Here is a 22054-nt window from a genome sequence, read left to right on the forward strand (position 1 = left end):
AGGTCAATAAGCTTTATGGCTTAGAAGCCTAGGCATTTAGTATATTTTCAACATATATTTGTATTTATCCTCCGAATTATTGTTTAATAAACACATACAGGTAGTAGGCAAATCTGCTTAATACAAGAAGGTTATATGACTCACAGACTAAGAAAAGACGGCTACAAAATATGGTCAATTCTTATGCAGGCCAGAACGGCAGCCTACCACGTACGCAGAAAAGACCTGATGGAGTATGGAGTTTCACCGGAACAGGCAGGCATACTGGAACGGCTTTACCACACTAAAGACAAAACTATGACACCCACCCGCATAGCCGAGATTTTTTTACGTCAGCCCAACACTATTACCGCCATTTTGAGGGGCATGGAGAGAAAAGGGCTGGTTGAACTAAGCAAAGACCTGGAAAGAAAAAACATGATTCGGGTCACCATTACCGAAAAGGGCACTCAGCTAAGAGAGATTATAAACACTAATCTTGCTGAAACACGCAAAATATTTGATGTCCTGTCTGACGAGGAGTTGGAACTGCTGGAAAATATGCTCTTAAGAATAAGAGATAAATCCATAACCCAAACTTCATCCTCCAAGTACAATGCAAAACGCAAACTTGAGCAGATTCACGAATCTGACAGCCAGATACTCTGACGGTATTCTCTCCGATACCCCGTTTGCCCGCTCCGGAAATACCTGCCACCTATATTTTTATCAGACCTCATTTATGCTTTTTCCGCTTGTGAAAATACTCCCGAATTGGTATCCTTTCGGCATAAGGAGACACCTCTTATGGAATATAATGTAGAAGTAAAACTGCTGGCTATGACCCCTGATGCCGAAAATCTGGCCGAACAGGCCGGGCGGCTGTGTTACGCCAGCGGCAGTAAACAGGGCAGCAGCCAGGACTGGCTTCAAACCCGTATCAAACAGGGGCATGAAAGTCTGCTTGAACATGTGTCTGCCACTTTTTATATAAAGGCATCACGGGTGGTTACCCACGAACTAGTCAGACACCGCATTGGCAGTTACTCCCAGCGGAGCCAGCGTTACGTGAAGGAAAATCAGGCCGAGTTTATCACCCCGCCTGAAATAGCCGAAGGAAACGACGCCAAACTGGATTTATTTAAAGAGGCCATGGAAAGTGCCTGGGATTCATACCGCAAACTGCTTGAGGTAGGTATAAAAGCAGAAATTGCCCGTTACGTACTGCCTAATGCCTGCGCCACTGAGATTATCTGCACCTGGAATTTCCGCGAACTGCGGCATATCTTGAAACTGCGTACCGCCCCATCCGCCCAGCCGGAAATGCGGGCCGTAGCCGGCCGTATAAAAGAGATACTACAAAAAGAAGCCCCCAAAATATTCGGAGACCTCTAAACAGCGCTTAATAATATTTTACCCTGCCTGTATCAGATTAAATGGCAGGCACAGAGGTGATTTTCGGAAACCATCTTCAAAGGCGGCGCTTCCTGATGGCAAACCGGCAGATGCAACGGGCAGCGCCCAGCAAAACCGCAGCCGCATCCGTCTTCGTCATGGTGATGCAGGTCGTGCCCATCTTCAAGCTCCAGTGCCAGCCCTGCCATAAGCATTTTGGTATAAGGGTGAACAGCCTGGGATATATTTTCTTTCCCCATCACTTCAACCAGCTTGCCTCGGTACATAACCGCCAAACGGCTGCAAACCGAACTAACCATTTGCAGGTCATGTGAAATAAGCAGATAACTCAAACCATATTCTTCTTTAAGCTCCAGCATAAGCCTGAGCAGCTGGTAACGCAAAATAGTATCCAGCCCGCTTAAAGGTTCATCAGCAATTATTATTTCAGGTCTTACCAATATAGTTCTGGCCAGTGACACCCGCTGACGCTGCCCGCCGGATAGTTCTACCGGGTAGCGGCCAGAAAGCGAAGGCGGAATAAAAGTTTTCTCCATAACGGCTGAAACCGATTGCTGCATTTCAGCCTTGTTTAAGTGACGGTTTATCTTTAGAGGTTCTTCCAGAAGCCCTGTAACCCTCATGCGGGGGTCTAAAGTGGCGTCCGAGTCCTGCAGCATTAACTGGACTTCACGGCGGTACTTTTTGAACTCAGGGTCTTCCATCTTTTGCAGATCCTGCCCTTTATATTCAACCACACCGGCAGAAGGGCGAACCAATCCTGCCAAAGCTCTGGCCAGAGTAGTTTTACCGGAGCCGCTTTCACCTACCAGCCCCAGTATTTCACCCTTTTCCAGTGTGATACTCACATCTGAAACAGCCTTGATAGTATGGTCCGGGTGCTTAAGGCGTACCAAAGGGTTATGTCTGACTACAAAATTAACTGACAGGTTTTCAGCTTTTAACACGTTTGCACCCCATTTCGGGTATACAAATGACAAACCACCCTGCCGCTCTCCAGACAAACTTCCTGCGGTATTTCTTTTAAACAAATTGCGGTTGCCTGGGGACAGAACAGGGCAAAGCTGCAACCCTTGTCATCACCTAATAAATCCCGGCTTTCAAAACCTGTCAAAGGCATATTCAAAAAACCTGCGGACTGCTGATATTTCATAAGCATACGGCTATATGGGTGGCGGGGGTTTTCCATCAGACTTTCAGTATCACTGTACTCTACAACCCTGCCGGCATACATTACCGCTAGTTTCGGGCAAAGGGTTTTCAACGCAGGCAGGTCATGGCTGATAACAAGCAAACTGGTTTTACTTGAGGACTTTTTCAGTATATTCAAAGCGGTAGTACGGGTACTTGCGTCAAGGGCGGTAGTGGGTTCATCTGCCACCAGCAAGTCAGGCTCGGCAAGCAGAGCCATAGCAGTCAGCACCCTCTGGCGCATACCCCCGGACAACTGGTGGGGATAGCTTTTCAAGATATGTTCAACCGAATGTATATCCCCCAGTCCCAATTCAGCAAGCAGATGTTTTGCGTTGTCCAGCCCTGTGTCAGGAATTTTCAGGGCGGTTTCAATTTCACTAATCTGCTCACCCACCTTTAAAAGCGGGTTCAGGGCAGTAGACTGGTTTTGGGGAATAAGGGCAATCTGTCTGCCCCTTATATTGTTCAGCTCAGCTTCGGGCAGATTTACCAACTCCCTGCCTTTAAAAAGTATGCTGCCATTCATGATTTTGCCGGGTTGCTGCAGCCCCAGCAAGGTATAGACAAGCACCGTTTTGCCGCAGCCGCTCTCACCCATAATGCCCAGACTGCCACCCGCTTCAAGCTGCAGATCAAGCCCGTTATTAGCCCGCACCAGCCCGGCCGGAGTCTCAAAATATACGTGCAGGTTGGAAACTTCAAGCAGGTTTTTCATCTGTCCAGTATCCTCTGCAGCCGCGGGTCAGTACGGTCTTCAAAGCTCATATTAATAAATGTCAACCCCAGTATACACAGGGTAATGCACAGCCCGGGCGGCAGATACCACCAGTACAGGTTCTGGACAAAACCTCCCCGCGAAAAAGCGTAATGAAGCATCATGCCCCAGCTCTTTTGGGAGGGATCACCCAAACCCAAAAAGCTCATGGAAGCCTCAAGGAGCAAAGCCACCGCCACTGCCAGAATAAACTTGGCCGCCACCAATGGCAATACATTGGGAAGCACATGCCGCCACATCAGGCGGAATTCACTTGCCCCCATAATGCGGGCAGATTCCACATAACCGCTCTGGCGGATAGTAATTACCTGTGAGCGGATTACCCTTGCCGTCCCTGGCCAAAGCGTCAGCGCAATAACCAGAATAATATTCCAGATGCTGGGTCCCAGATATACCGAAAGGAGTATTACCAAAGGCAAAGCCGGTATAACCAGAAATATATCTGCCGTACCCATCAGCACATTATCCAGCCAGCCGCGGCGAAATCCGGCCCAGATACCTACCGCCACCCCCAGCAAAGTAGCCAGAGAGGCAGCGGCAAACCCCACCCAAAGGGACACTCTGGCGGAATAAACCAGCTCGGAAAATATGTCCTGCCCCACATCATTAGTCCCCAGCAGATGCTGGGCAGAAGGGTGCAGAAAAGCCTGCCCGTAAGTCCACGGGTCATACGGGGAAATCAGCGGTGCAAATACGGCCGAAAGCACGAATATGCCCAGCAGCACTGCCCCGGAAAAGAGCAGCTTGTTTGAGCGCAGACTGCTAATGATATTCATCTCAAGCAACCCTCGGGTCAAGACGTCTGTAAAGCAAATCTGCCGTCATATTTGCAAGCAGCACACAGACTGCAATAATCAAAAACGCACCCTGTATAAGAGGATAATCACGCGCCCCTATAGCTTCATAAATAAGTGTCCCCATGCCCGGCCAGGAAAAAACGGTTTCCACCAGCAGAACTCCCGAAAAAAGCATGCCGAACTGTATGGCGGTAACCGTTACCAGCGGGGCAAGTGAATTTCTGAGTATGTGTTTAAAAAGAATCCGCCCGCGGCTAAGCCCCTTGGCTCTGGCCATCAGTATATAATCTTCCCCGCAGATGGAGATAACCGTATTTCTCATAATCAAGAAATCATAAGCAGCCTTAAACAGGGTAACAACCAGCAGCGGCAAAGCCATATGCCAAAACAGGTCTGTAAAATAAGCCAAACCGCTCAGTCCGCCTGAGGTAACCTTGCCCATGGGAAACCAGCCCAGATTAAAACTAAAAAACATAAGCATCAGCATGGCAATCCAGTAATGGGGCATGGCGTAAATCAGCATAAAGCCGCTGGTAAGGCCTATGTCCAGCGGAGTCTTGCGGAAATAACCCGCTACTAGTCCGGCAAAACCGGCCAGCAATGCTCCCAGTATAATAGCCGGCAGGATAAGCACCAGTGTCCACAGCAAATGCCCGCCCACTGCCTCCAGAACCGGCTGCATATACAGGTATGAGTAACCCCAGTCTCCTCCAAACAGTCCGCCCAGATAATCACCAAACTGCTGATATATAGGTTTGTCCAGCCCCAGTTCAACTGAAAGAGCGGCCACATCCTCGGCGGTGTAGTAGGCCTGTTCACCAAGAATATTTTTAACCGGGTCACCCGGCATAACCCTGGGAATCAGAAAATTTAAGGCAATGATAACTAACAGTACGATGCCGTAACGCAGCGCCTTACCCAGAAAACCGGCCGCCGGATGATAATGTCTTTGCATATCTTTATAGAATGTATTATGGCTGACCGGAGTCTAGAAACCCCGGTCAGCCATAATACATTAGGGAGACCGAACACTCAAGAAGGAGAAGCCATTAAAAACTCCTCCGTAGATACTGTCTATCACCCAGCCTGACCAACCCTGCTGGTAGGGGTAAACACTCTCTGTCCAGGCCAGGGCAATACCCGGCAAATATTCGGCGGTAAGTTCCTGTATCCGCAGGTCCAGTATAGCCTGCTGGGCAGGATCAGCCGTAGCCAGTCTGGCATCACAGGCGGCCAGATATTCAGCCACATCCAGATTGTGCAAAACACCCTGACCGGTACGTCTGGAATCAAAGTAGCCCGAACCATGCCCGGCATGCATCAGGGTCCCCCAGGGAGTAGCCCCGAAGAGAACCATATCATAATCAAGGGCATCCTTCACCGAAGCCCAAGCCGAAAGGTCAAGTGCCCTTATTTCTACCCCAAGCCCAATCTCAGACAGGGCATCCCGCAGTATTTCAGCCAGACGCATATTGGTAGACTGATCAGATCTGGCCAGCAGCCTCAGGGAAATGTTCTGGCCGGATGCATCTTCACGAATGCCATCCCCGTCTGTATCCATCAACCCGGCCGCATCCAGCAGGGCATTTGCCTCTGCAGGATTATATGCCAAAGAAGGCAGATTTGCATTGTAGTTGGGGTGGGTGGGGGGAACAAAACCAGTGGTAGGCACACTGCCGTAACCCGCATAAAAGTATTCTATTATCTGCTGGTAGTTTATAGCCGCAGCAATAGCCTTGCGGACATTTATGTCACTGGCAGGGCCGTCTTCAAGGTTAAAACCCAATGCAGACGGAACACCCAGATAGGTGCTGGTCTCAAAATCCACTTTGCCTGACTTTATCAGGGCGGGTATGCTGGTATAGGGAAAAGTACCCGAATAATCCCACCAGGTATCTATATCACCATTAGCCAGTGATAAAACTAAAGCATCCATATTCTGGTAGATATCCACTTCAAGGCGGTCAACAGTTGGCTTGCCCTGAAAATAGTCTTCGTTAGCCTTGAAAATAAACTTGCCGGAAGCAAGGTCAAAACTTTCAAATACAAATGGGCCTGAACCGACTGTCATATCCGGCTGGTTATACTTAAGCGGGTCGTCCACATCCTGCCAGATATGTTTGGGTACAACCGAATAGGTCATAAACTCGGTCAAGAGGTTGCCGTAAGGACGAGACAAACTCAAAGTAACCGTATCCCCCGAAAAGCTTACATCTTCTATAACATCTTTCATCCAGCTGGCTGACGCAATGTAATCACGGTAGTACTCTACTGAAAAGGCCACATCCTCAGCCGTCAGTTTGGTACCGTCATGCCAGTAGGCATTGTCTACAATAGTAAAGACAAATGTCATGGCATCATCCGACACTGTCCATGACTTGGCCAGCCAAGGCTTGACGGACATGTCATCCCCCAGCCTTATCAGGCTGTCATGGGTAGTCAGATTGGTTAGTACCCCGTACCAGTAGTCACTGAAGCGGTTGACAGTCTTGAAAGGTTTGGTAGAACCAACCTTCAGGGTAACAATCTCGGTATTATCGGCATTCGGGGTTATCTGCTCACAGGCGGCAAACAGGCTCAGCGATATCACTGCCGCCAGACCCAGCAGCCACACTTTCTTAAATTTTTTCCAATTCCCAATCACCAGATTACTGTACCTCCTTTTTTATCCAGATAAGGGCATCCCGGTTTTGGCGTTTCAGCCAAACCTGTCCACCCTCAGTAAAAGTTTTACCGCTATCTGAAAGATGCTCTTTCAGCTTCGCAAGCTCATCCGGATTGAGCCCGGGATTGTAAGAAAACATTTCCAGCTGCACTTCCAGCGGTATCTTATAATCACGGCAAAACACCTCTACATCAGGGCTGAAACCCATCTGGTAGAGTATGTTGTAGATATAAATATAATCAGGTGACGCCTGCAGTCCGAAAAGGGTTTTCAAGGCAGGTCGCAGATCGTTGCCTGCAGTGTGTACAAGAAGCACATTTTTAGCAGCAACCGCTATCATTTTCTCCAGTGCCGGACGGATATTTTCCATCTCCAGCGAATATACCGCCATCACGTGATCATGCTTAGTTATTTCCTCTGGCAATAGGGCTTCCCACTCGTCATGCACTATTCTGATATTCGCCAGAGACTCTTTTTGAATTTCTTTTGCAAGCGCACCGGACTGTCTGGGTGAAGGCTCAACCGCAGTTACATTGACCCCGTGAAGAGCCAAAGGAATGGCAAACGAACCGGCACCCGCCCCTATATCCAGCAGACTTTCACCCTGGTGGGTAATATCTAAAATCCTATCAAGCAGTTTACCGGGGTAATCACGGTTGACATACAGGCTCATCCATGTCTGGTATTTCTGCCAGAAATCCTCGCGGCTGTGCCCCTGCCGCTCAAGGTTTGCCCTCAGCCCTCTTTGGGCGGTAGCATCATCCCAAGCTTTAGCCCAATCTATTTCAGAAGCGGGTCTGTTCATATTACCATCCATTATGCGATATTAAGCAATTGCAACTAGTTGCATTAGAATACAATAAACACCGCCTCCCGTCAAGACGCAGACACCCTCTTTAAAACTCAGGAAATAACCCCGCTAAACCCGTCCACCCAAGCAGAAGACTGCAAAGCCGGGAAACCAATGCATAGTGCTATACACATGTTACTTCAGTTATATATGCGTGTTTTTTTAAAGTACTTGCCCTGATATGTTATAATGACCCGCACGTTTTATTTAATGGGAGAAAGAAACAAAAAGCATAATGGTAGAAATGTTCGACAACCTGAATCACAGACTTTATCATCACTTTAGCTGCACTTATCTGGGTATTTTGCGTTATATGCAAAAGCGGATGGCTCACGATACCGAATATACCCTTGAGCAAATGTCTATCCTGAATATGCTCAGAAATCTGGGCAAGGCTGATGTGGATACCATGGCCCGTCTGATTATCAAAGAGCCAAACACCCTGCTGCAAATTATGAACCGCATGGTAGACAAAGGCTATTTGGAAAAACAGAAGATTGGCCGCAAGACTGTTTACCAGATAACCGAAGACCACCGCGCCAGGCATAACCCGGAGTTATTTAATGATTACGCAAAGGATATTTTTGACTGCTTCTCTCAGGAAGAAAAAGACAAATACCTTGAGCTTTCAGATAAGTTGTTCAATTCGGTAAATACCAAACTGACCAACTATTTCGTAGAATACGAATAATCTAAAACCCTGTTTATCAGCCACCGTTATTCCTCCGCTTTTGACAGTTGTTGTCTCCAGCCGGAGGGATGGCGGGAGCGGCAGTCCCTCAAAACCGCTTGATTTCAATTTATTTTATTCTTCTGCTAGAATACTTTATCTGATGTATACCGTCAGTTAACCACTGCCTGTTTTAACCGCAGTTATTACTGGGCAGATAACGCCCGTTTCCCGGTATATTATTCATCAGCATTTAAAAGAGGTGTTTTCTTGAGCGAGATACTGCTGCTGGCGGCAGGCGGAGCTTTGGGTGCAGTCAGCCGTTACGGATTAAATAATCTTTCTATCAAGCTTCTGGGAGAAAGCTTTCCCTACGGAACTCTTATTGTAAACTGCCTGGGCTGTTTTGTATTAGGCTTCCTGATGCAGTGGGGCTTCAGCTCCGGCAACCACAATACCCACCTGAAACTCATGCTTACAGCCGGTTTTCTGGGAGCTTTCACCACTTTTTCCACTTTCAGTTATGAAACTTTAGACTGTTTCAGAACTGGCAACTATGTAAGCGGATTATCCAATATTCTGGCCAACGTAGTGCTGGGTCTGCTGATGGTATTCATAGGAGCATATCTGGGCGGTCTCCTGAAACAAAACAGCGGTACCTAATAAAACAGCCTCCTAAAGGAGGCTGTTTTTGTTTATACCTAATTTACAACCTAAAGACTGGTTAGAGAATACTCGATATTGCGGTCTTTCAGGCTGGATACCAGAGCATACACATCCTCTTCAGTACACACCACTGCCGAAGACAGCCCATGCAAAGCGGCATCTATCACCACTCCGGAAACATCATAAAGGTAATTCGGCTCTATGCCGGCACGGTGAAGCGCCGCCACAGATTCAAGCCCTATCGCCCCCACATGGCCAACCCCTTTGAGTTTGGTTTTTATAAGTGCCAAATCAATATGACGTGAGCCGCCTTTGGCAATACCCGGCACAACCAGCACCGAAACAATCCCATAGCTGAATTCAATCAGACCCTGTATATTGCGTACACCCACATCCTCACCTGCCTTGGCGTCTGCTTCAGCAATTCCGGTGGATTTGGTCTGACAATCAGCGGTGGCAAAAAGCAGGCCGTTTATCATCTTTAACCCTACCTGCTCACCCTTTTTGATATCCTTTTCAGCAATAGCGGGGGATATCACTATCCCGTTTATGACGCTGTCTATCCCGTCAAAATAGGCTTTTACCTCACGGACGTTCTTGAGCACCCAGTTCACCCCTTCGCGGGTTATCTGATAACGGGAACGCCCCAGATAGGTAATCATGCTTTCGCCTTCCAGCTGGCTTATATAATCCGAGACTGCCTGCGGGGTAATAGACAACTCCTGAGCTATAGCCCTTTGCTGAATAGTAGGCCCGTGGGTGGCTATCTCTATAAGTATCTGGAAGCGGGTGGCAAAACTCTTGTTCCGAAGTATCTCTACCATATCAGGTTTATTATAACGGCTAAACCATCAGCTTACAATGTGCATATTTATGGCAAAGCAGTCTTAACCAAGGCAAAAAAGAGTGTTATACTTGCATTCAAATATCCCGTTTAAGGAGGTTTTTATGTCTCCGCGCAAACTGAAAACTGACCCGGTAATAATGGATATGCCCGCCCAAAAGATGGCGGCGGTTCGAGGAAAAGGTGCTCCGGACAAGGTTTTCTCCCAGATATTCCCTGCTCTTTTCGGCTCTGTATACACCATGAAATTTGACCTGCTTAAAAAGGGGCTGGAATCATTCAAAGTGAGCTGTCCGCGTGCCCGCTACCCCAATGCCAACCTATCCCCGAAGGAAGAATGGGTTATTATTGCCGGTATACCGGTACCTGAAAACACAACTTCATTACCCCAAAAAATGCCGGATACTGAAGTAAAGCTGGAAACATGGGAATACGGCACGGTAGCTCAAATACTTCATCTGGGCTCATATGACCAGGAAATGGAAACCGTAGAACGTCTGCACAAGTTTATTGCCGAAAACGGTTATGAAATAGCCGGTCCGCACGAAGAGGAATATCAATCCAAACCGGATGCCAAAGTACTAAAAACCCTTATCCGTTACCAGATTAAGAAAATCAAATAACAGGCCGCACCAAGAAGTCAGCATAAATTCCTTGGTCATATACGGCTTACTTTCTCTTTAGCAGTAAGTAGACTGCAAAGACTCAAAAGCCGTTTCCTGGAGGTGTGGCAGTCAAAGCCCGCTTAAGGTTTTCGGGTATTGCCTCTGGACAGAGACGCAAATATCCCGATAAAGCACAGGGTAGTAAAGAGTATCATGGCAGTACGCATACTAGTCAGCAGACCTTCATAATTTTCAGGGCTGATATTTACCGGCCCCAATATCAGGGAAAACAAGAACATAACCACTGCCAGACTTATCATTTGGCCGGAAAGACGCATAGTAGAGAGCGTGCCGGAAGCCACCCCGTAATGTTTTCTTTCAACCGAACTCATAACCGCGTTGGTATTCGGTGAGGAGAACAGGGCAAAGCCCATCCCCAGCAGTACCAGCGATATGATTATAAATACCAGCGGAGTGTCCATACTCAGAGTTGATAAGAGGGCCAGTCCGATAGTCGTCAAACCCATACCGGCGGTAGCCACAAAACGCGGCTGGATACGGTCTGACAGCCGCCCGGCAAAAGGAGACAGACCAGCCTGAATAATAGGCATAGCCACCAGCACCAGCCCGGCAGACTGGGGGCTGAAACCCCTTATATACTGCAAATACAGACTCATCAAGAAGCCCACCCCGAAAGTAGCACTGTAATTTATAAGGGCCGCCAGATTGGACAAAATAAACGGACGGTTTTTTGTGAACAAACGTACGTCAAAAATAGGACTGGTATAATTCAGCTCCCGCCAGATAAACATACTGAAAGCTATAATCCCAGCCAGTATATACCAGATTGCAGACGGATCAGGTAAAATAGTGGTACCGGCCATAGCAGCTACCACCCCAAGCCCGTATACCAACGAACCCATATAGTCAAATTTTTCGCCTCTGGATTCAGCCATATCCCAACCGCGCATCTTCCAGAAAATAAACCCGATAATCAGCAACCCCAGAGGCACATTTGACCAGAAAATACTCCTCCAGCCGAAGTGTTGGGTAAGAAAGCCCCCCAGAAAAGGCCCGGCAGACAATCCTATATAAACTGCCGCCACATTTATACCCAGCACCCGCCCCCGCATACTGAGGGGAAAAGCCGAAATAAGAATGGGAGCGGAAGTACCGAATATACCGGCACCGCCTATACCCTGAATAATACGGCTGAATATCAGCCAGGCCTCATTGGTGGAAAGCGCTGAAGAAATAGACGCCAGCGTGTAAATAATAATGCCGATAGTCAGTATGCGTTTACGTCCGTATATATCCGCCAGCCGTCCGAAAGGCACCAGACAGACTACCGCCGCCAAAATAAAGGCGGTGGCTATCCAGCTGAGGTGTACAGCATCAATACCGAACTCTTCACCCATGGAAGGCAACGCGATATTGATAGAAGAAGAAATAAAAGGAGTCAGGAACGCACTTAGGGTGGTTACCAACAGTACGGCTTCCTGGCTTATCTGTTTTTTAGGCAAGTTTATTTGAGCCATAATCTGTTTATTATAATCCAAATACCCCTTGCAGAAAAATCAAACCTGATTACAGGATAAGATTCATAAGTCCTCCCACCCCTATAGCCGCAACCAGCATAACCAGCACTGATTTCAAGGCATCTTTCCGCCCCAGCTCGCGGAAAAGTATCACCAGAGATGCTATACAGGGGAAGAGCATGGCCAGTACCAGACTGGCCACCACCAGCTGTTCAGGCCCCATATCCAAAGGACCTAAAAGAGCCATAGCCGCATCTTTGCGCAGGAAACCCACCACCAGAGGCACAGCCGCATCAGACGGCAACCCCAGAATACCGGTCACCACCGGCTCGGCCGCTTTGGCAATAACGTCAAATACCTTGGTAAAACTAAGAATATTTATAACTGCCACTACCCCCAGTATTATGGGTAAAGCTTCCTTGAGAAAACTTTTAATCCTGAAAGCCAGCTTTTTCAGCACAAGATTGACAGGGGGCAGGCGGTAGGGAGGCACTTCCAGTAATAGTTCCGGGCTGAAACCGGGAGTAATCTTGTTAAGAATCATACCCAGCCCCAGCCAGACTGCAAACAGGGTACCGAAAACCAGAAAAACATACCCTATCCCGAATCCCCCCAGCATACCTATTATCATAGCCTGCAGGGAAACACAGGGCACAGCTACCGAAACCAATGTAGCCGCAATAAAGCGCTCACGTCTGCTTTCCAGACTGCGGGTAGCCATAATAGCCGGCACGTTACAGCCTAATCCCAGCAGGGTAGGTATAAAGGCAAACCCGTGCAGCCCCAGCCGGTGCATTACATTGTCCAGCAGCACCGCCAGACGGGGCAGGTAGCCGGTATCTTCCAGTATGCCCAAGACCAGGTAAAAGGCTACTATGTAAGGCAGAACCATGGCAAACGGCACGTATAATCCGCTGGTAAGCAGCCCCAAAGACTCTTTAAAGTTTATTTCCCCGCCGCTTACATCACCCACCAGCAGCCCGTGCAGGAAACCGCTGCCGCCCAAAGCATCTGACAAAGAATGGACTACCGGCGCCCACAGATTATTAAAAATGGGGTCAAATACATACGCTATCAGTCCCTCACCCACAAACCGCACCACCAGAAAAACTGCCGCCATAATGAATACCGCCATCAGGACACCCAAAACCGGGCTGACACTGGCATCCGCCAGCCTCTCCCCAATGGTATGGTGACGGTGGGTTATCTGCTGAACCTCACGGATAATACCGCCGATACGCTGCCAGCGTTCATCCTGCCCCTGCTCGGTCAGCACCGGCACTTTGGGTGAAAGCAACTGGACCACCAGCTGTTTAATCCCCTCGCCGCTGGTGGCGGAAGTGGGGGCTATAGGCACTCCCAGTATTTCCGAAAGCTTATCCAAATCTATTTTTATGCCCTTGTGGCGGGTTTCATCCCACATATTCATAGCTATAACAGTAGGCAAACCCCTTTCCAGAAGCTGCTGGGTAAGATACAGGTTTCTTTCCAGATTAGTGGCATCTATCACATTCAGGATAATTACTTCTCCATCTTTGTCAGACGCCACTTCATCCAGCATTTTTCTGGCCACTGTCTCCGCTTCACAGGTGGGTTCAAGGGTATAAGAACCGGGTACGTCTATAACCTCGGCAATTTCATCACCCAGCTTCATCTGGCCGCGGCTGAAAGTTACAGTCGTACCGGGATAATTGGCAGACATGGTTTGGACGCCAGTCAAGCGGGTAAAGACCACACTTTTACCCACATTGGGATTACCGAAGAGCAAGACTTTTTTCATATACCGGCAACTTCCACCATTACTTTGGAAGCCATGCCATGCCCCATAGCCAGCTGGGTTCCGTCAACCTTTACTGTAACCGGCCCTTTAAATGACATGGCGCTGATTTTAGTTAATTCCTTGCCCGGCCTAAGCCCCAAAGCCGCCAGGCGGTTATTAACGGCGGCCCCGCCTTCAATGCTGCACACCCGGGCACGGCTACCGTTTTTCAAATTTGCCAGAGAAACTATTTGCTGAGCCATATGTATCCTTGTCTATATAAAATAATTTACTTGCCAGGTTTTAACGGGAATCTTCATTTTTGGAGCAGGCGGCACAATATCCGCTGAAACGCAAATCTGTATTTAAAACCCGAAAACCGCTGGCCTCAGGCACATTACTGAGCATATATTCCAGCGGATACTTAAACTCCACCACCTTGCCGCAACCCAAACACAGCAAATGGTAGTGCTCGCCGCCGGTCTTTATTTCATAGTAATGGGTATGCTCATCCAGATGAATTTCCTCAATAAGGCCGGCTTCTCTAAGGGTTTTCAGATTGCGGTAAATAGTCCCCAAACTCACCTTAGGGAACTTTTTCTGCACCTTCTGGTAAATATCTACGGCAGACATGTGCCCCTTAGCCTTAGACAAAACCTCCAGCACAGCCTGACGCTGACGGCTGGCACGGGTACCAATCTGAACATTGGCGGGTATGGTACTATTCATCTCCCTGCCCCCCTTATTATCAATAACGATTACTATTATTAGTATATGACAAGCAGACTTGCCCGTCAAGCATCTCCCGAGGATAATTGTAAGGGGCAAGCAGTCTGGGGTATGATATAATACATATGGCAGAATACGTAACCCTGACAACTAACCGCAAAGCATTTCATAACTATTTCCTGGAAGAAAAATACGAAGCAGGGATAGTACTACTGGGCACAGAGATAAAATCCCTCCGGGGCGGCAGAGTAAATATGGGAGATGCTTATGTTAAACCTCAGGGGGGAGAGCTCTGGCTGGTAAACGCCCACATATCAGCTTACCAGTGCAGCGGACATACCAGCCATGAACCTTTGCGGGAACGCAAACTGCTTATGCACCGCAAAGAAATAGCCCTGCTTATGTCAAAGGTCAAGGAAAAAGGGCTGACTCTCGTACCGGTGCGTATCTACCTTAAAAACGATGTTGCCAAGGTAGAGCTGTCACTGGGGCGGGGTAAAAAGCTATATGACAAACGGGATACCATTACTAAGCGGGATACCGAGCGTGAACTGAAGCGGGAAATAAAACACCGCAATTTCCGCCGTTAATACCAATATTATGGGGACGCGTGGTTTCGACAGGGAAGGTAGGCTACTGGATTGCAGGCTGAGGTGCCATCCACCTCATTAAACAGGTGGCAAAAAACAACTGGCGAACGTGAACTCGTTCTTGCTGGCTAGATAAAACCAGCACATCCTGCCTGGCCCCACCTCAACGGGCCGGGTTTGGGTGCCGATTAGTTGAGGTGCCGTTTCCCCAACGCCGATGAGGGGAACGAAAGAAATATCGGCTGGTTTGGCTAAATTAGGCCGGCAAAAGCTAGCCAGACAAGATTAAATAGACGGCTAATCCTGTAGTAGATCCTGGGTCATCTTTTCTGGACGGGGAGTTCGACCCTCCCCCGTCTCCACCAGAAACACGGACGAGCCGGCGGGTGAAGTACCCAAAGGCTCGTTTAAGATACGTATTCTGGATTCCTTCTTTGATACCGCCACCTGAAAAATGGGTTTAAAGGGCGGCTTCACCTTAACTGCAATCACCGAGCGGCTCTGTTTCACATCCACATACACCCCGTCCAGCATGGTCAGGAGTATCTTTCTCTGTTCAGTAAGGTTAGCTTTACCCCAGAGTACAGGCAGATTCTGGATGAGTTTCCCAGCCTGTTCAGAGGCATCATAGTCGGGTACTACCAGTGATTCCAGACTGAGTTCCAGAAGTCTCTTCTGCCTTAAGTATTCTTCCTCAGGAATAAGCCCGTCTATATAGGTTTTGGCCATACGGTGGAGTTTGCCGGTTACCTGCTCTTTTTCTTTCTTAACTCTTTCCACTTCATCCTTAAGGCTTATGATAGAGAGTACTTCCTCAAGCCAGCCAGGACCAAGCTCTATAGCGGAAACAAGTTCCTTTATCTGGTTATCTATTACATGGCAAGCTATGGTGCCGCCATGTCCGGGGCATTCCTGTATACTTCTTGAGGCTTTATGCTCCCGGTAGTAGCTGTTTCCACTTTTATAAGTCTGAGCCCACATTGGCATTCCGCAATAGGCACACCTGACCAGTCCTTTCAGCAGATACTCTCTATTAGGTGAGGTATTTAAGGTTTCAGATCTGCCCGAATTCTTTTTTAAGGCCAGTTGAACAGTATCAAACAGTTCCCGGCTGATTAAGGCTTCATGGGCACCGGCTAGGATTTCATCCCGGTGGTTTATCTGCCCGGTATAGAAGGGGTTATGCAGGATATTTCTGACCGAGGAACTGGTGAATAGTCTTGGCCCTGAAACCAATTCTCCGTTGGCATCAGGCAGATTCCTGGTATTACGGGTACGAAATCCCTGTTCATTTAGCCAGATAGCCAGCTGCGAAAGTGTTGTTGTACCGGAGGAGTATCGTCGGAATAGCTCGGCTGCGGCTGGCCCTTCCCTTGAATGGATGTGAAGTCCTCCGGGGTGTTCCTGCTCACAGCGCCTTTTCTTCTCTCCCTTTTCGCCTGTCTCCCAGCAGGATTCATAGCCGAATGGGATACAGCCATTGTGTTTGCCTTCCCTGGCTCTTTGGTCAAGTCCTTTTCTGACATGGGTACTTAAGGCTTCACTGAAATACTGGGCAAATGCCCCCAGCATCTGGGTGAAAAGGATACCGTCCGGTTTAGAATAATCCAGATTTTCAACAATAGAGACCAGCCCTATCCCGTACCTGCCCAGTAGTTTTAATGATTCCAGAGTAACGGTAAGATTCCTCGACCAGCGGTCAAGTGTATGTACAACTACAATCTCAAATTCATTTTTGGCTGCATCTTCAAGGAGTTTCCTGAAGACGGGTCGTTTATTAATACTGTCTACATGGGCGGATTTGCCTTCTTCCCGATATATATGCACAGCCTGCCAACCCCGGTTCTTGCAGAGCTCGGTAAATAGCCTTTCCTGAGCATCCAGAGAGTAACCCTCAACCTGTGAAGCCGAAGAGACCCGGACATAAGCAACCGCTCTCTTGCACTCAATCATTTTGATAATCCCCCCGGGATGCAACTGATAAGGCCACTTCGGCTAAGGCATTTAGAAATTCTTTTATCATTAACTGGTCCACCTCACTCTTGTCAGAATTGGCGGACAGTGTATAGGTACAGGGTATACCCGTCAACGAGTCTTTCTCCTGACAGGGTAATCTCTCTGGCATATCATGAACCCCTTAATCCTTGATATTTGGAATCAATAAGCCGTTTTAAGGTGGCGTAGCCAATGCCAAGTGCCCTGGCAGCCTGCCGTCTTGAGATCTGGCCAGCCCTCAGACGCTCTAAAATGTCTCCATAAGCCTGGTTGAAGTGCGGCCTTTGGGTTACCCTTGGCCGCCCTGTCTGGCAGCCCATTTTACGGGCATGGGCCAAACCAGACTTAAGCTTTCGATGCTGTCGATTCTTTTCAAGTGCTGCATAGGACAGGGTTAGGTGGTAAAGGACCCCACCAGAGACAGAAACCGTATCAAACCATGGTTCAGAATAAGACCGAAGGCCAGTTCCGGCTGACTTAAGCTCTTTTAAGATTTTGGCAGCCTCTGTTGCCGAGCGGAAGATTTGATCTAAACGACGGATAAGGATCAGTTCAAATTTGTGTTGTCTGGCATCTACCATTAGCTCAATCCAGCCAGTTCGCCGGGAGTTGCCAGAGGGAGAGACGTAATCCTGATAACAGTTATAAATCTCCCAACCTTGCGCAAGGGCAAACTCCCTTATATCCTGAGGGGAAATGGATTTCCCTCTTTCCGAACTTGGAACTTTATGGTAGATGGCCACCTTCATTACTCGCCCCGCACCTGCCTGATTTGTGCCCTGAGTTTACGCTCTTCTCCATCTAGTCTAAGGGCTTCTCGGAGCTGGTTTATCAGCCCATCAACCCTTCCAGCAATCTCCTGATATTCGGAGAGTGATTCCTCAAGTTTATCTGAGATTTCGGTGCATTCTTCTTTCCCTACTCTAAGAATCGGCTCAAGCTCGGTTGGGTTAAGTACATACTTTGCCTTTCCGCGTGATATAGTTGTGGCAATACTCATGGCACTAAAGGCTTGCCCCACATTAGAGGGACTTATCTTGAGCCCAAACTGGCTAGCAGCTCTTGCTGCTATCTCCCCGGCAGTTGCCCGTCTGTTTCCTTCTAGAGACATACTATAGGCCGTCTGGAAGAGGGTCATGCAGTTCTTCATTCCAATCAGGGCTACTCCGCTTTCAAAACATTCTTTTAAACTGGTCATGCTTTATTCCCCTTTCTGTATGTTTGTACATACATATATTCCGCCACATGGCGGCTACCCCTCCCTCATACCTTTAGTCTTCTCTTCAAGCACTTTATTGATATAGGTCTGGTCCGAGATAAACGCCCGGAAATGCCGGCCGTCTTTCGGACAAATGAGCATGATGAAGGGTTTATTAGAAGCCCTGCCTTTGGCCATCCTGATATTTAAGTGGCTTGTGCAAATCGGGCAGGCTATCTCATTCATTCCGGCTGCCTCCTTTCTATATAGAATTTACAAAGCAAAAAGATGGCTGTGCTTCTGGTATTGGGGTTATCTTCTTTGGAATCTTTGGCCACTGGCAGAATTAAACTGACTGCTTCCTGAACTGTCTCAAGCTGGGGTCTGGTAAATTGAAGCTGTAGGTGGCTGAGTTTGGCAGTTTGAGCCTGTTCCCAAGCTTTTAAGTGGTCAGCCAAATCTTCTTCATTTATCATGGAAAGGGTTTGGAGGCTGTTTCGGGTTTCAGGCAGCAGGGATAAGACTTCACTTTCGGGTATGACTGAGAGAATTTCCTTGAGTAAAGCCCCTTTGAGTGCCAAATCATCCTGCCCTTTAAGCCCGTTAAGTGCCTGAGTTAGCAGCATGGCTTCGGTATCATTAAGTTCTACTACCACGCAGGGGACAGCTTCTTGTTTGAGGTCTGTTAAAACTTTAAGCCTTTGGTTGCCGGACAGAACTTCAAAACCATCCTCACCACTCGGCCTGACTACCAGTGGCTCTACCAGCCCGTACCGGGAGAGGCTGTTTTTTAGCAGCTGTTTTACCCCTTCGTCCATCTGGTTGGGATTCCATGGGGCTTCACATAACTTGTTGACGGGTATTTCAATCACTTTCATATTGCCTCTTTCTTAGGGTAGGCTTGAGGGAGTACCTTGAGTTTGCCTTGAAAATCCGTATCCAGAAAGTAGAAATAGCGGTGTTTCCGGCTCTGGGGTACTACCCTTACCTTTACCCCACAGGATTCAAAGTGTTTGACTGAATGGCTACCGTAGGTGTGGCTTAAACTCCGGGAGTGCCTAGGTTTGCCGTCCCCGATATCAAACATGGGCATGGCTTCAGATAGTCCGGTATAGACCCAGCCGGTTGCCTGATAGATTGTGCCAATATGCCCTTGAGCAGGGTCGGCATAGCTGACTAAAAACCTTATCCGGGTGAAGCGCTTTAAAGCCCTGAGGGCTATCCCTAAGACGCGGGATTCCGAGTTGGAGGGGAGTTCGTCTGAAAGCCAAAGCCTTGAGAGTGTTAAGCAATCCGAGGGCTTTGCCCCCTCTACCATCCGGTAGACGTTGGCTGGTCCTGAACCAAAAGTAATCGCACCATAGAGCCTATCACCCAGAAAGACTCCAAAGGCAAGCTTGGTTCCACCGGGCATGGAGTGAAGATAGTGATATTTCTCAAGTATTGCCTTGGCTGCCACAAAGGGCAGGGGTTTGACCATGATAGACTGGAGCGCCGCCGTGGGAGTCGGACCCCGACCTTCACTCTGGATGAGTGGCGTGCTTACCATTACACTAGCGGCGCTCATGGCTGGACCTCCCGGTAGGCCGGGTCTTTTAAGACTTCCTGAAGCATCTTTCTTGCATATTCCTCGCGTTTTATATCCCCCTGACTGATACTTTCTTTTAAAACCCGTCTCCAAGCCGGAATAGCTGTCTTTCTCCATGAGTCTAAAACTTCGCAGGAAGTATCCGATTCGGACTCATCATCCAGCTCATTTTTGTCTTTTTCTCTGATAAACAGGGTCTTATCCGTAACATCCGTAACATTACGATTGGCGTAGCTTTGGGGATTATCCGTAACATTTTGCTCTTTCGGACCATTTGTTACGGATGAATTTGGCTCATATTTTACGATTGGCTCAAAGCTATCTGTTACGGATGTTACGGATTGAAGTCCATTCTTAGAAAGATAGCGGTTAAAAGCATCTTGAAAATCAGCGACTTGGTAACCTTTGAAAGTTCGGCTGCCTTGTCTGATTGTTTGGCTGTGGATACCATAAGTTTTAAGTAGAGCAGCCAGTCTTCTGGCATTAAGAGATCTGCCATTCAGGTCTGACCATGGAGATTCATCTACCTTGAGGAGAGCCTCGATTAAGTCAGCAGAAGATATATGCTCACTTTTATCTTTAGTTATTTCCCGTATATCAGTTAGAAGTTGGATCCCAAGTGAATCGTCTTGCCTAACTTCTCCAGTCATTAAAGCAATGGCTGCCTTGCGGGCTTTTTCAGGCCATGAATTGCCTGCTGTTTCTGCAATGATTAGGAGATGTTCCCAGCAATCAGCCGCCCGGTCATCAAGTTCAGAGGGTATGATAAGTTCAATCTCACTTAAACCAATGGAAGTACACTGAACTAATCTCTCTTTCAAGCTCTGAATTTCAGTTGGGATTTTTCGGGGATGGAATTTTGCAACTGTCTCATTAGCATTCCGGCGTTTAAGCTGGATAGGGATGCTCCGGTCAGCAAGAGTGCCCGGTAGCTTACCAATGCCGGCAATTGCTTTGGGGCAGAAGGTGGATAGGTCTTTATAGGAAATATCCGCCCCTTTGCCCACACAGACTGAGGATTTGCCGCCCCTTCGGTATCCGGTATTGAGTATCCCCCGCAAGGTTTCGGAGTATTCCTTTTCACCTTTGAAGGCAGCATCGGATTCATCCAGAAGGAGAGTAGGGCATTCAGCATCTACCTTGCGGGCAAGTACGGCTGAGGTTACCCGTCCGGTAAACCAGGGACGGGCAACCAGTACTTCCAATACCTCAAGAAGCCTAGTCTTGCCACTTCTTTTCTCGGCTGAATAGATATTCAAGTAGGGGGTAGTGACTGCACTTTCTATGGTATGGGTATGAATAACCCATAAGGTTATTGCCTGAAGCTGATAGTCAGACAGGACAACATAAGATCTAATAAAGCTAGCGATGTCATCAAGCAAAGCTGGAAGGTCAAGGTCTGATTGAGAAGGAATTAATTCGACTAATTCAAGGAGTTCTTCCGCGGTATGCCCTTGCGCAAACCAATCAAACACATCCTCTTTTTCCCTCAAACCTGGCAGGTGAAGTATTTGAATAGTGGGAGTTACTTTTGATAGGGAGTCAAACACCTGTTGGGCATGGTTTTCTCCCGGTTCATCATTATCCGGCAGGATGACTAAACTACGGTTGGTGAAGGCTGAATTGTATTCCTCTCTCCACTTTCCTGCCCCCATAGGAGAACAGGTGGCATTTAGGCCATGCTCAACCAGAGAATTAGCTCCCTTCTCCCCTTCGGCTATGAAAATCACATGGTCCTGAGGCGTAGCTAATAGTTCGGGTAGGCGATAGAGAACCGGAGTAATTCCCTTAAGGTTATAGATCCAGCCACCCCTGCCATCTGGTCTTCTTTGAGCAAAGGATTTAGGCTTGTATCTGACTACCTGATAGAGGAGATTTCCATCTCTGTCTTTGTAGGCGTATAGAGAATCTATACAACGCTTAAATTCAGTTGGCTGAGAGTCAGATTTAAGACCAAGTGCCTGACAGATCTGCTGATAACTATGATTTCGATTCGAAAAGCATGTTAGTAAGACCTTATCTCCAACATCCGTAATAGACAGGTGATTTTGAGGAGTAGAATGGCCTTCCACTGGACATGAGGCAACCCAGTGATTATCTCTCACTTTTCTGGCATCGGGTAATCGACTTAGGAAATCATCTATATTGAAAAGAATAATCGGCGTACTTTTCATACACCGATTATCGAATACTAAT

At 48.0% G+C, this 22054-nt stretch carries 24 protein-coding genes, 1 tRNA gene, 1 other RNA gene and 1 pseudogene; 7 read left to right on the forward strand and 20 right to left on the reverse strand.

Features of this window, described 5'->3' with window-relative positions:
- Nucleotides 1-135 precede the first annotated feature (135 nt).
- Both UCH007_RS06350 and thyX read left to right on the forward strand, forming a co-directional pair.
- Nucleotides 136-648 carry a MarR family winged helix-turn-helix transcriptional regulator gene (locus UCH007_RS06350; protein ID WP_023652768.1) on the forward strand — a complete coding sequence of 171 codons (513 nt, stop codon included), beginning with the start codon at nucleotides 136-138 and terminating at the stop codon, nucleotides 646-648.
- 138 nt (nucleotides 649-786) lie between these two features.
- Nucleotides 787-1374, forward strand: a complete 588-nt coding sequence (gene thyX / locus UCH007_RS06355) for an FAD-dependent thymidylate synthase (RefSeq protein ID WP_046961359.1) — start codon at nucleotides 787-789, stop codon at nucleotides 1372-1374.
- 32 nt (nucleotides 1375-1406) lie between these two features.
- Here thyX and UCH007_RS06360 read toward each other — a convergent pair whose 3' ends face one another.
- From UCH007_RS06360 to UCH007_RS06385, 6 genes are read right to left on the reverse strand one after another with little or no spacing between them, the layout of a single operon-like run.
- Entirely contained in the window at nucleotides 1407-2342 is a 936-nt protein-coding gene (locus tag UCH007_RS06360) for an ABC transporter ATP-binding protein (protein ID WP_046961360.1), read from the reverse strand.
- Nucleotides 2336-3304, reverse strand: a complete 969-nt coding sequence (locus tag UCH007_RS06365; protein WP_046961361.1) for an ABC transporter ATP-binding protein — start codon at nucleotides 3302-3304, stop codon at nucleotides 2336-2338. Before UCH007_RS06365 ends, UCH007_RS06360 begins: the two co-directional genes overlap by 7 nt.
- Nucleotides 3301-4140, reverse strand: coding sequence for an ABC transporter permease (locus tag UCH007_RS06370; protein WP_023652772.1), 840 nt, complete (start codon nucleotides 4138-4140; stop codon nucleotides 3301-3303). Before UCH007_RS06370 ends, UCH007_RS06365 begins: the two co-directional genes overlap by 4 nt.
- 1 nt (nucleotide 4141) lies before the next feature.
- Nucleotides 4142-5116, reverse strand: a complete 975-nt coding sequence (locus UCH007_RS06375; RefSeq protein ID WP_023652773.1) for an ABC transporter permease — start codon at nucleotides 5114-5116, stop codon at nucleotides 4142-4144.
- 60 nt (nucleotides 5117-5176) lie between these two features.
- Entirely contained in the window at nucleotides 5177-6805 is a 1629-nt protein-coding gene (locus UCH007_RS06380; protein ID WP_046961362.1) for an ABC transporter substrate-binding protein, read from the reverse strand.
- Between the two features lie 4 nt (nucleotides 6806-6809).
- Entirely contained in the window at nucleotides 6810-7631 is an 822-nt protein-coding gene (locus tag UCH007_RS06385; protein ID WP_046961363.1) for a class I SAM-dependent methyltransferase, read from the reverse strand.
- Between the two features lie 280 nt (nucleotides 7632-7911).
- Between UCH007_RS06385 and UCH007_RS06390 the strand changes: the two genes are divergently transcribed.
- Both UCH007_RS06390 and crcB read left to right on the forward strand, forming a co-directional pair.
- Nucleotides 7912-8367 (forward strand): BlaI/MecI/CopY family transcriptional regulator, encoded by a 456-nt coding sequence (locus UCH007_RS06390; protein ID WP_012882517.1) that lies wholly within the window; start codon nucleotides 7912-7914, stop codon nucleotides 8365-8367.
- 249 nt (nucleotides 8368-8616) lie between these two features.
- The gene (crcB, locus tag UCH007_RS06395) at nucleotides 8617-9009 is read left to right on the forward strand and encodes a fluoride efflux transporter CrcB (RefSeq protein WP_012882518.1); all 393 of its coding nucleotides are present in this window, start codon (nucleotides 8617-8619) and stop codon (nucleotides 9007-9009) included.
- 50 nt (nucleotides 9010-9059) lie between these two features.
- Here crcB and UCH007_RS06400 read toward each other — a convergent pair whose 3' ends face one another.
- Nucleotides 9060-9836, reverse strand: coding sequence for a DUF7839 domain-containing protein (locus tag UCH007_RS06400; protein WP_023652777.1), 777 nt, complete (start codon nucleotides 9834-9836; stop codon nucleotides 9060-9062).
- Nucleotides 9837-9960: 124 nt separating this feature from the next.
- Between UCH007_RS06400 and UCH007_RS06405 the strand changes: the two genes are divergently transcribed.
- Nucleotides 9961-10479, forward strand: a complete 519-nt coding sequence (locus UCH007_RS06405) for a GyrI-like domain-containing protein (RefSeq protein WP_023652778.1) — start codon at nucleotides 9961-9963, stop codon at nucleotides 10477-10479.
- A gap of 122 nt (nucleotides 10480-10601) precedes the next feature.
- Here the strand turns inward: UCH007_RS06405 and UCH007_RS06410 are convergent, their stop codons facing one another.
- Genes UCH007_RS06410 through UCH007_RS06425 form a run of 4 tightly spaced genes read right to left on the reverse strand, consistent with a single transcriptional unit; the run spans nucleotide 10602 to nucleotide 14487 of the window.
- Nucleotides 10602-11999, reverse strand: coding sequence for an MFS transporter (locus UCH007_RS06410; protein WP_046961569.1), 1398 nt, complete (start codon nucleotides 11997-11999; stop codon nucleotides 10602-10604).
- A gap of 49 nt (nucleotides 12000-12048) precedes the next feature.
- Nucleotides 12049-13779: a ferrous iron transporter B gene (locus tag UCH007_RS06415; protein WP_046961364.1), complete on the reverse strand. Its 1731-nt coding sequence runs from the start codon at nucleotides 13777-13779 to the stop codon at nucleotides 12049-12051.
- Nucleotides 13776-14021 (reverse strand): FeoA family protein, encoded by a 246-nt coding sequence (locus UCH007_RS06420; protein ID WP_023652781.1) that lies wholly within the window; start codon nucleotides 14019-14021, stop codon nucleotides 13776-13778. Before UCH007_RS06420 ends, UCH007_RS06415 begins: the two co-directional genes overlap by 4 nt.
- A 40-nt stretch (nucleotides 14022-14061) precedes the next feature.
- Nucleotides 14062-14487 (reverse strand): Fur family transcriptional regulator, encoded by a 426-nt coding sequence (locus tag UCH007_RS06425; protein ID WP_012882524.1) that lies wholly within the window; start codon nucleotides 14485-14487, stop codon nucleotides 14062-14064.
- A 125-nt stretch (nucleotides 14488-14612) separates the two neighbouring features.
- Between UCH007_RS06425 and smpB the strand changes: the two genes are divergently transcribed.
- Both smpB and ssrA read left to right on the forward strand, forming a co-directional pair.
- Nucleotides 14613-15077 (forward strand): SsrA-binding protein SmpB, encoded by a 465-nt coding sequence (smpB, locus tag UCH007_RS06430; protein ID WP_046961365.1) that lies wholly within the window; start codon nucleotides 14613-14615, stop codon nucleotides 15075-15077.
- A 12-nt stretch (nucleotides 15078-15089) separates the two neighbouring features.
- Nucleotides 15090-15442: a transfer-messenger RNA gene (gene ssrA, locus UCH007_RS06435) on the forward strand.
- Between the two features lie 493 nt (nucleotides 15443-15935).
- Here the strand turns inward: ssrA and UCH007_RS06440 are convergent.
- The 9 genes and pseudogenes from UCH007_RS06440 to UCH007_RS06480 all read right to left on the reverse strand — a co-directional run.
- Nucleotides 15936-17030 (reverse strand): annotated as a pseudogene (locus UCH007_RS06440) (recombinase family protein); the annotation flags it as partial.
- Nucleotides 17023-17202, reverse strand: a complete 180-nt coding sequence (locus tag UCH007_RS06445) for a hypothetical protein (protein WP_012984501.1) — start codon at nucleotides 17200-17202, stop codon at nucleotides 17023-17025. The pseudogene UCH007_RS06440 and the gene UCH007_RS06445, both read right to left, overlap by 8 nt.
- A gap of 1 nt (nucleotide 17203) precedes the next feature.
- Entirely contained in the window at nucleotides 17204-17821 is a 618-nt protein-coding gene (locus UCH007_RS06450; protein WP_012984502.1) for a recombinase family protein, read from the reverse strand.
- Entirely contained in the window at nucleotides 17821-18270 is a 450-nt protein-coding gene (locus tag UCH007_RS06455; protein ID WP_046961367.1) for a hypothetical protein, read from the reverse strand. The genes UCH007_RS06450 and UCH007_RS06455 overlap by 1 nt, the downstream gene beginning before the upstream one ends.
- A gap of 54 nt (nucleotides 18271-18324) precedes the next feature.
- Nucleotides 18325-18516, reverse strand: coding sequence for a hypothetical protein (locus tag UCH007_RS06460; protein WP_012984504.1), 192 nt, complete (start codon nucleotides 18514-18516; stop codon nucleotides 18325-18327).
- On the reverse strand, nucleotides 18513-19148 hold the full coding sequence (locus tag UCH007_RS06465; RefSeq protein WP_012882539.1) for a ParB/RepB/Spo0J family partition protein: 636 nt from the start codon (nucleotides 19146-19148) through the stop codon (nucleotides 18513-18515). The genes UCH007_RS06460 and UCH007_RS06465 overlap by 4 nt, the downstream gene beginning before the upstream one ends.
- Nucleotides 19145-19750: a Mom family adenine methylcarbamoylation protein gene (locus UCH007_RS06470; RefSeq protein WP_226988234.1), complete on the reverse strand. Its 606-nt coding sequence runs from the start codon at nucleotides 19748-19750 to the stop codon at nucleotides 19145-19147. The genes UCH007_RS06465 and UCH007_RS06470 overlap by 4 nt, the downstream gene beginning before the upstream one ends.
- A 7-nt stretch (nucleotides 19751-19757) precedes the next feature.
- A tRNA-Gly gene (locus UCH007_RS06475) sits at nucleotides 19758-19833 on the reverse strand.
- Nucleotides 19834-22032, reverse strand: coding sequence for a DUF3631 domain-containing protein (locus UCH007_RS06480; RefSeq protein WP_046961368.1), 2199 nt, complete (start codon nucleotides 22030-22032; stop codon nucleotides 19834-19836).
- Between the last annotated feature and the right edge of the window lie 22 nt (nucleotides 22033-22054).

It is taken from the genome of Dehalococcoides sp. UCH007 (assembly GCF_001010485.1).
Lineage (GTDB): Bacteria > Chloroflexota > Dehalococcoidia > Dehalococcoidales > Dehalococcoidaceae > Dehalococcoides > Dehalococcoides mccartyi_A.

Excerpts from the sequence above, each read along its gene's own strand:
- UCH007_RS06350 (WP_023652768.1), top strand. The coding sequence starts at position 136 with ATGACTCACAGACTAAGAAAAGACGGCTACAAAATATGGTCAATTCTT.
- thyX (WP_046961359.1), top strand. The coding sequence starts at position 787 with ATGGAATATAATGTAGAAGTAAAACTGCTGGCTATGACCCCTGATGCC.
- UCH007_RS06365 (WP_046961361.1), bottom strand. The coding sequence starts at position 3,304 with ATGAAAAACCTGCTTGAAGTTTCCAACCTGCACGTATATTTTGAGACT.
- UCH007_RS06370 (WP_023652772.1), bottom strand. The coding sequence starts at position 4,140 with ATGAATATCATTAGCAGTCTGCGCTCAAACAAGCTGCTCTTTTCCGGG.
- UCH007_RS06375 (WP_023652773.1), bottom strand. The coding sequence starts at position 5,116 with ATGCAAAGACATTATCATCCGGCGGCCGGTTTTCTGGGTAAGGCGCTG.
- UCH007_RS06385 (WP_046961363.1), bottom strand. The coding sequence starts at position 7,631 with ATGAACAGACCCGCTTCTGAAATAGATTGGGCTAAAGCTTGGGATGAT.
- UCH007_RS06390 (WP_012882517.1), top strand. The coding sequence starts at position 7,912 with ATGGTAGAAATGTTCGACAACCTGAATCACAGACTTTATCATCACTTT.
- UCH007_RS06400 (WP_023652777.1), bottom strand. The coding sequence starts at position 9,836 with ATGGTAGAGATACTTCGGAACAAGAGTTTTGCCACCCGCTTCCAGATA.
- UCH007_RS06405 (WP_023652778.1), top strand. The coding sequence starts at position 9,961 with ATGTCTCCGCGCAAACTGAAAACTGACCCGGTAATAATGGATATGCCC.
- UCH007_RS06410 (WP_046961569.1), bottom strand. The coding sequence starts at position 11,999 with ATGGCTCAAATAAACTTGCCTAAAAAACAGATAAGCCAGGAAGCCGTA.
- UCH007_RS06415 (WP_046961364.1), bottom strand. The coding sequence starts at position 13,779 with ATGAAAAAAGTCTTGCTCTTCGGTAATCCCAATGTGGGTAAAAGTGTG.
- UCH007_RS06420 (WP_023652781.1), bottom strand. The coding sequence starts at position 14,021 with ATGGCTCAGCAAATAGTTTCTCTGGCAAATTTGAAAAACGGTAGCCGT.
- UCH007_RS06425 (WP_012882524.1), bottom strand. The coding sequence starts at position 14,487 with ATGAATAGTACCATACCCGCCAATGTTCAGATTGGTACCCGTGCCAGC.
- smpB (WP_046961365.1), top strand. The coding sequence starts at position 14,613 with ATGGCAGAATACGTAACCCTGACAACTAACCGCAAAGCATTTCATAAC.
- UCH007_RS06445 (WP_012984501.1), bottom strand. The coding sequence starts at position 17,202 with ATGCCAGAGAGATTACCCTGTCAGGAGAAAGACTCGTTGACGGGTATA.
- UCH007_RS06450 (WP_012984502.1), bottom strand. The coding sequence starts at position 17,821 with ATGAAGGTGGCCATCTACCATAAAGTTCCAAGTTCGGAAAGAGGGAAA.
- UCH007_RS06455 (WP_046961367.1), bottom strand. The coding sequence starts at position 18,270 with ATGACCAGTTTAAAAGAATGTTTTGAAAGCGGAGTAGCCCTGATTGGA.
- UCH007_RS06460 (WP_012984504.1), bottom strand. The coding sequence starts at position 18,516 with ATGAATGAGATAGCCTGCCCGATTTGCACAAGCCACTTAAATATCAGG.
- UCH007_RS06465 (WP_012882539.1), bottom strand. The coding sequence starts at position 19,148 with ATGAAAGTGATTGAAATACCCGTCAACAAGTTATGTGAAGCCCCATGG.
- UCH007_RS06470 (WP_226988234.1), bottom strand. The coding sequence starts at position 19,750 with ATGGTCAAACCCCTGCCCTTTGTGGCAGCCAAGGCAATACTTGAGAAA.
- UCH007_RS06480 (WP_046961368.1), bottom strand. The coding sequence starts at position 22,032 with ATGAAAAGTACGCCGATTATTCTTTTCAATATAGATGATTTCCTAAGT.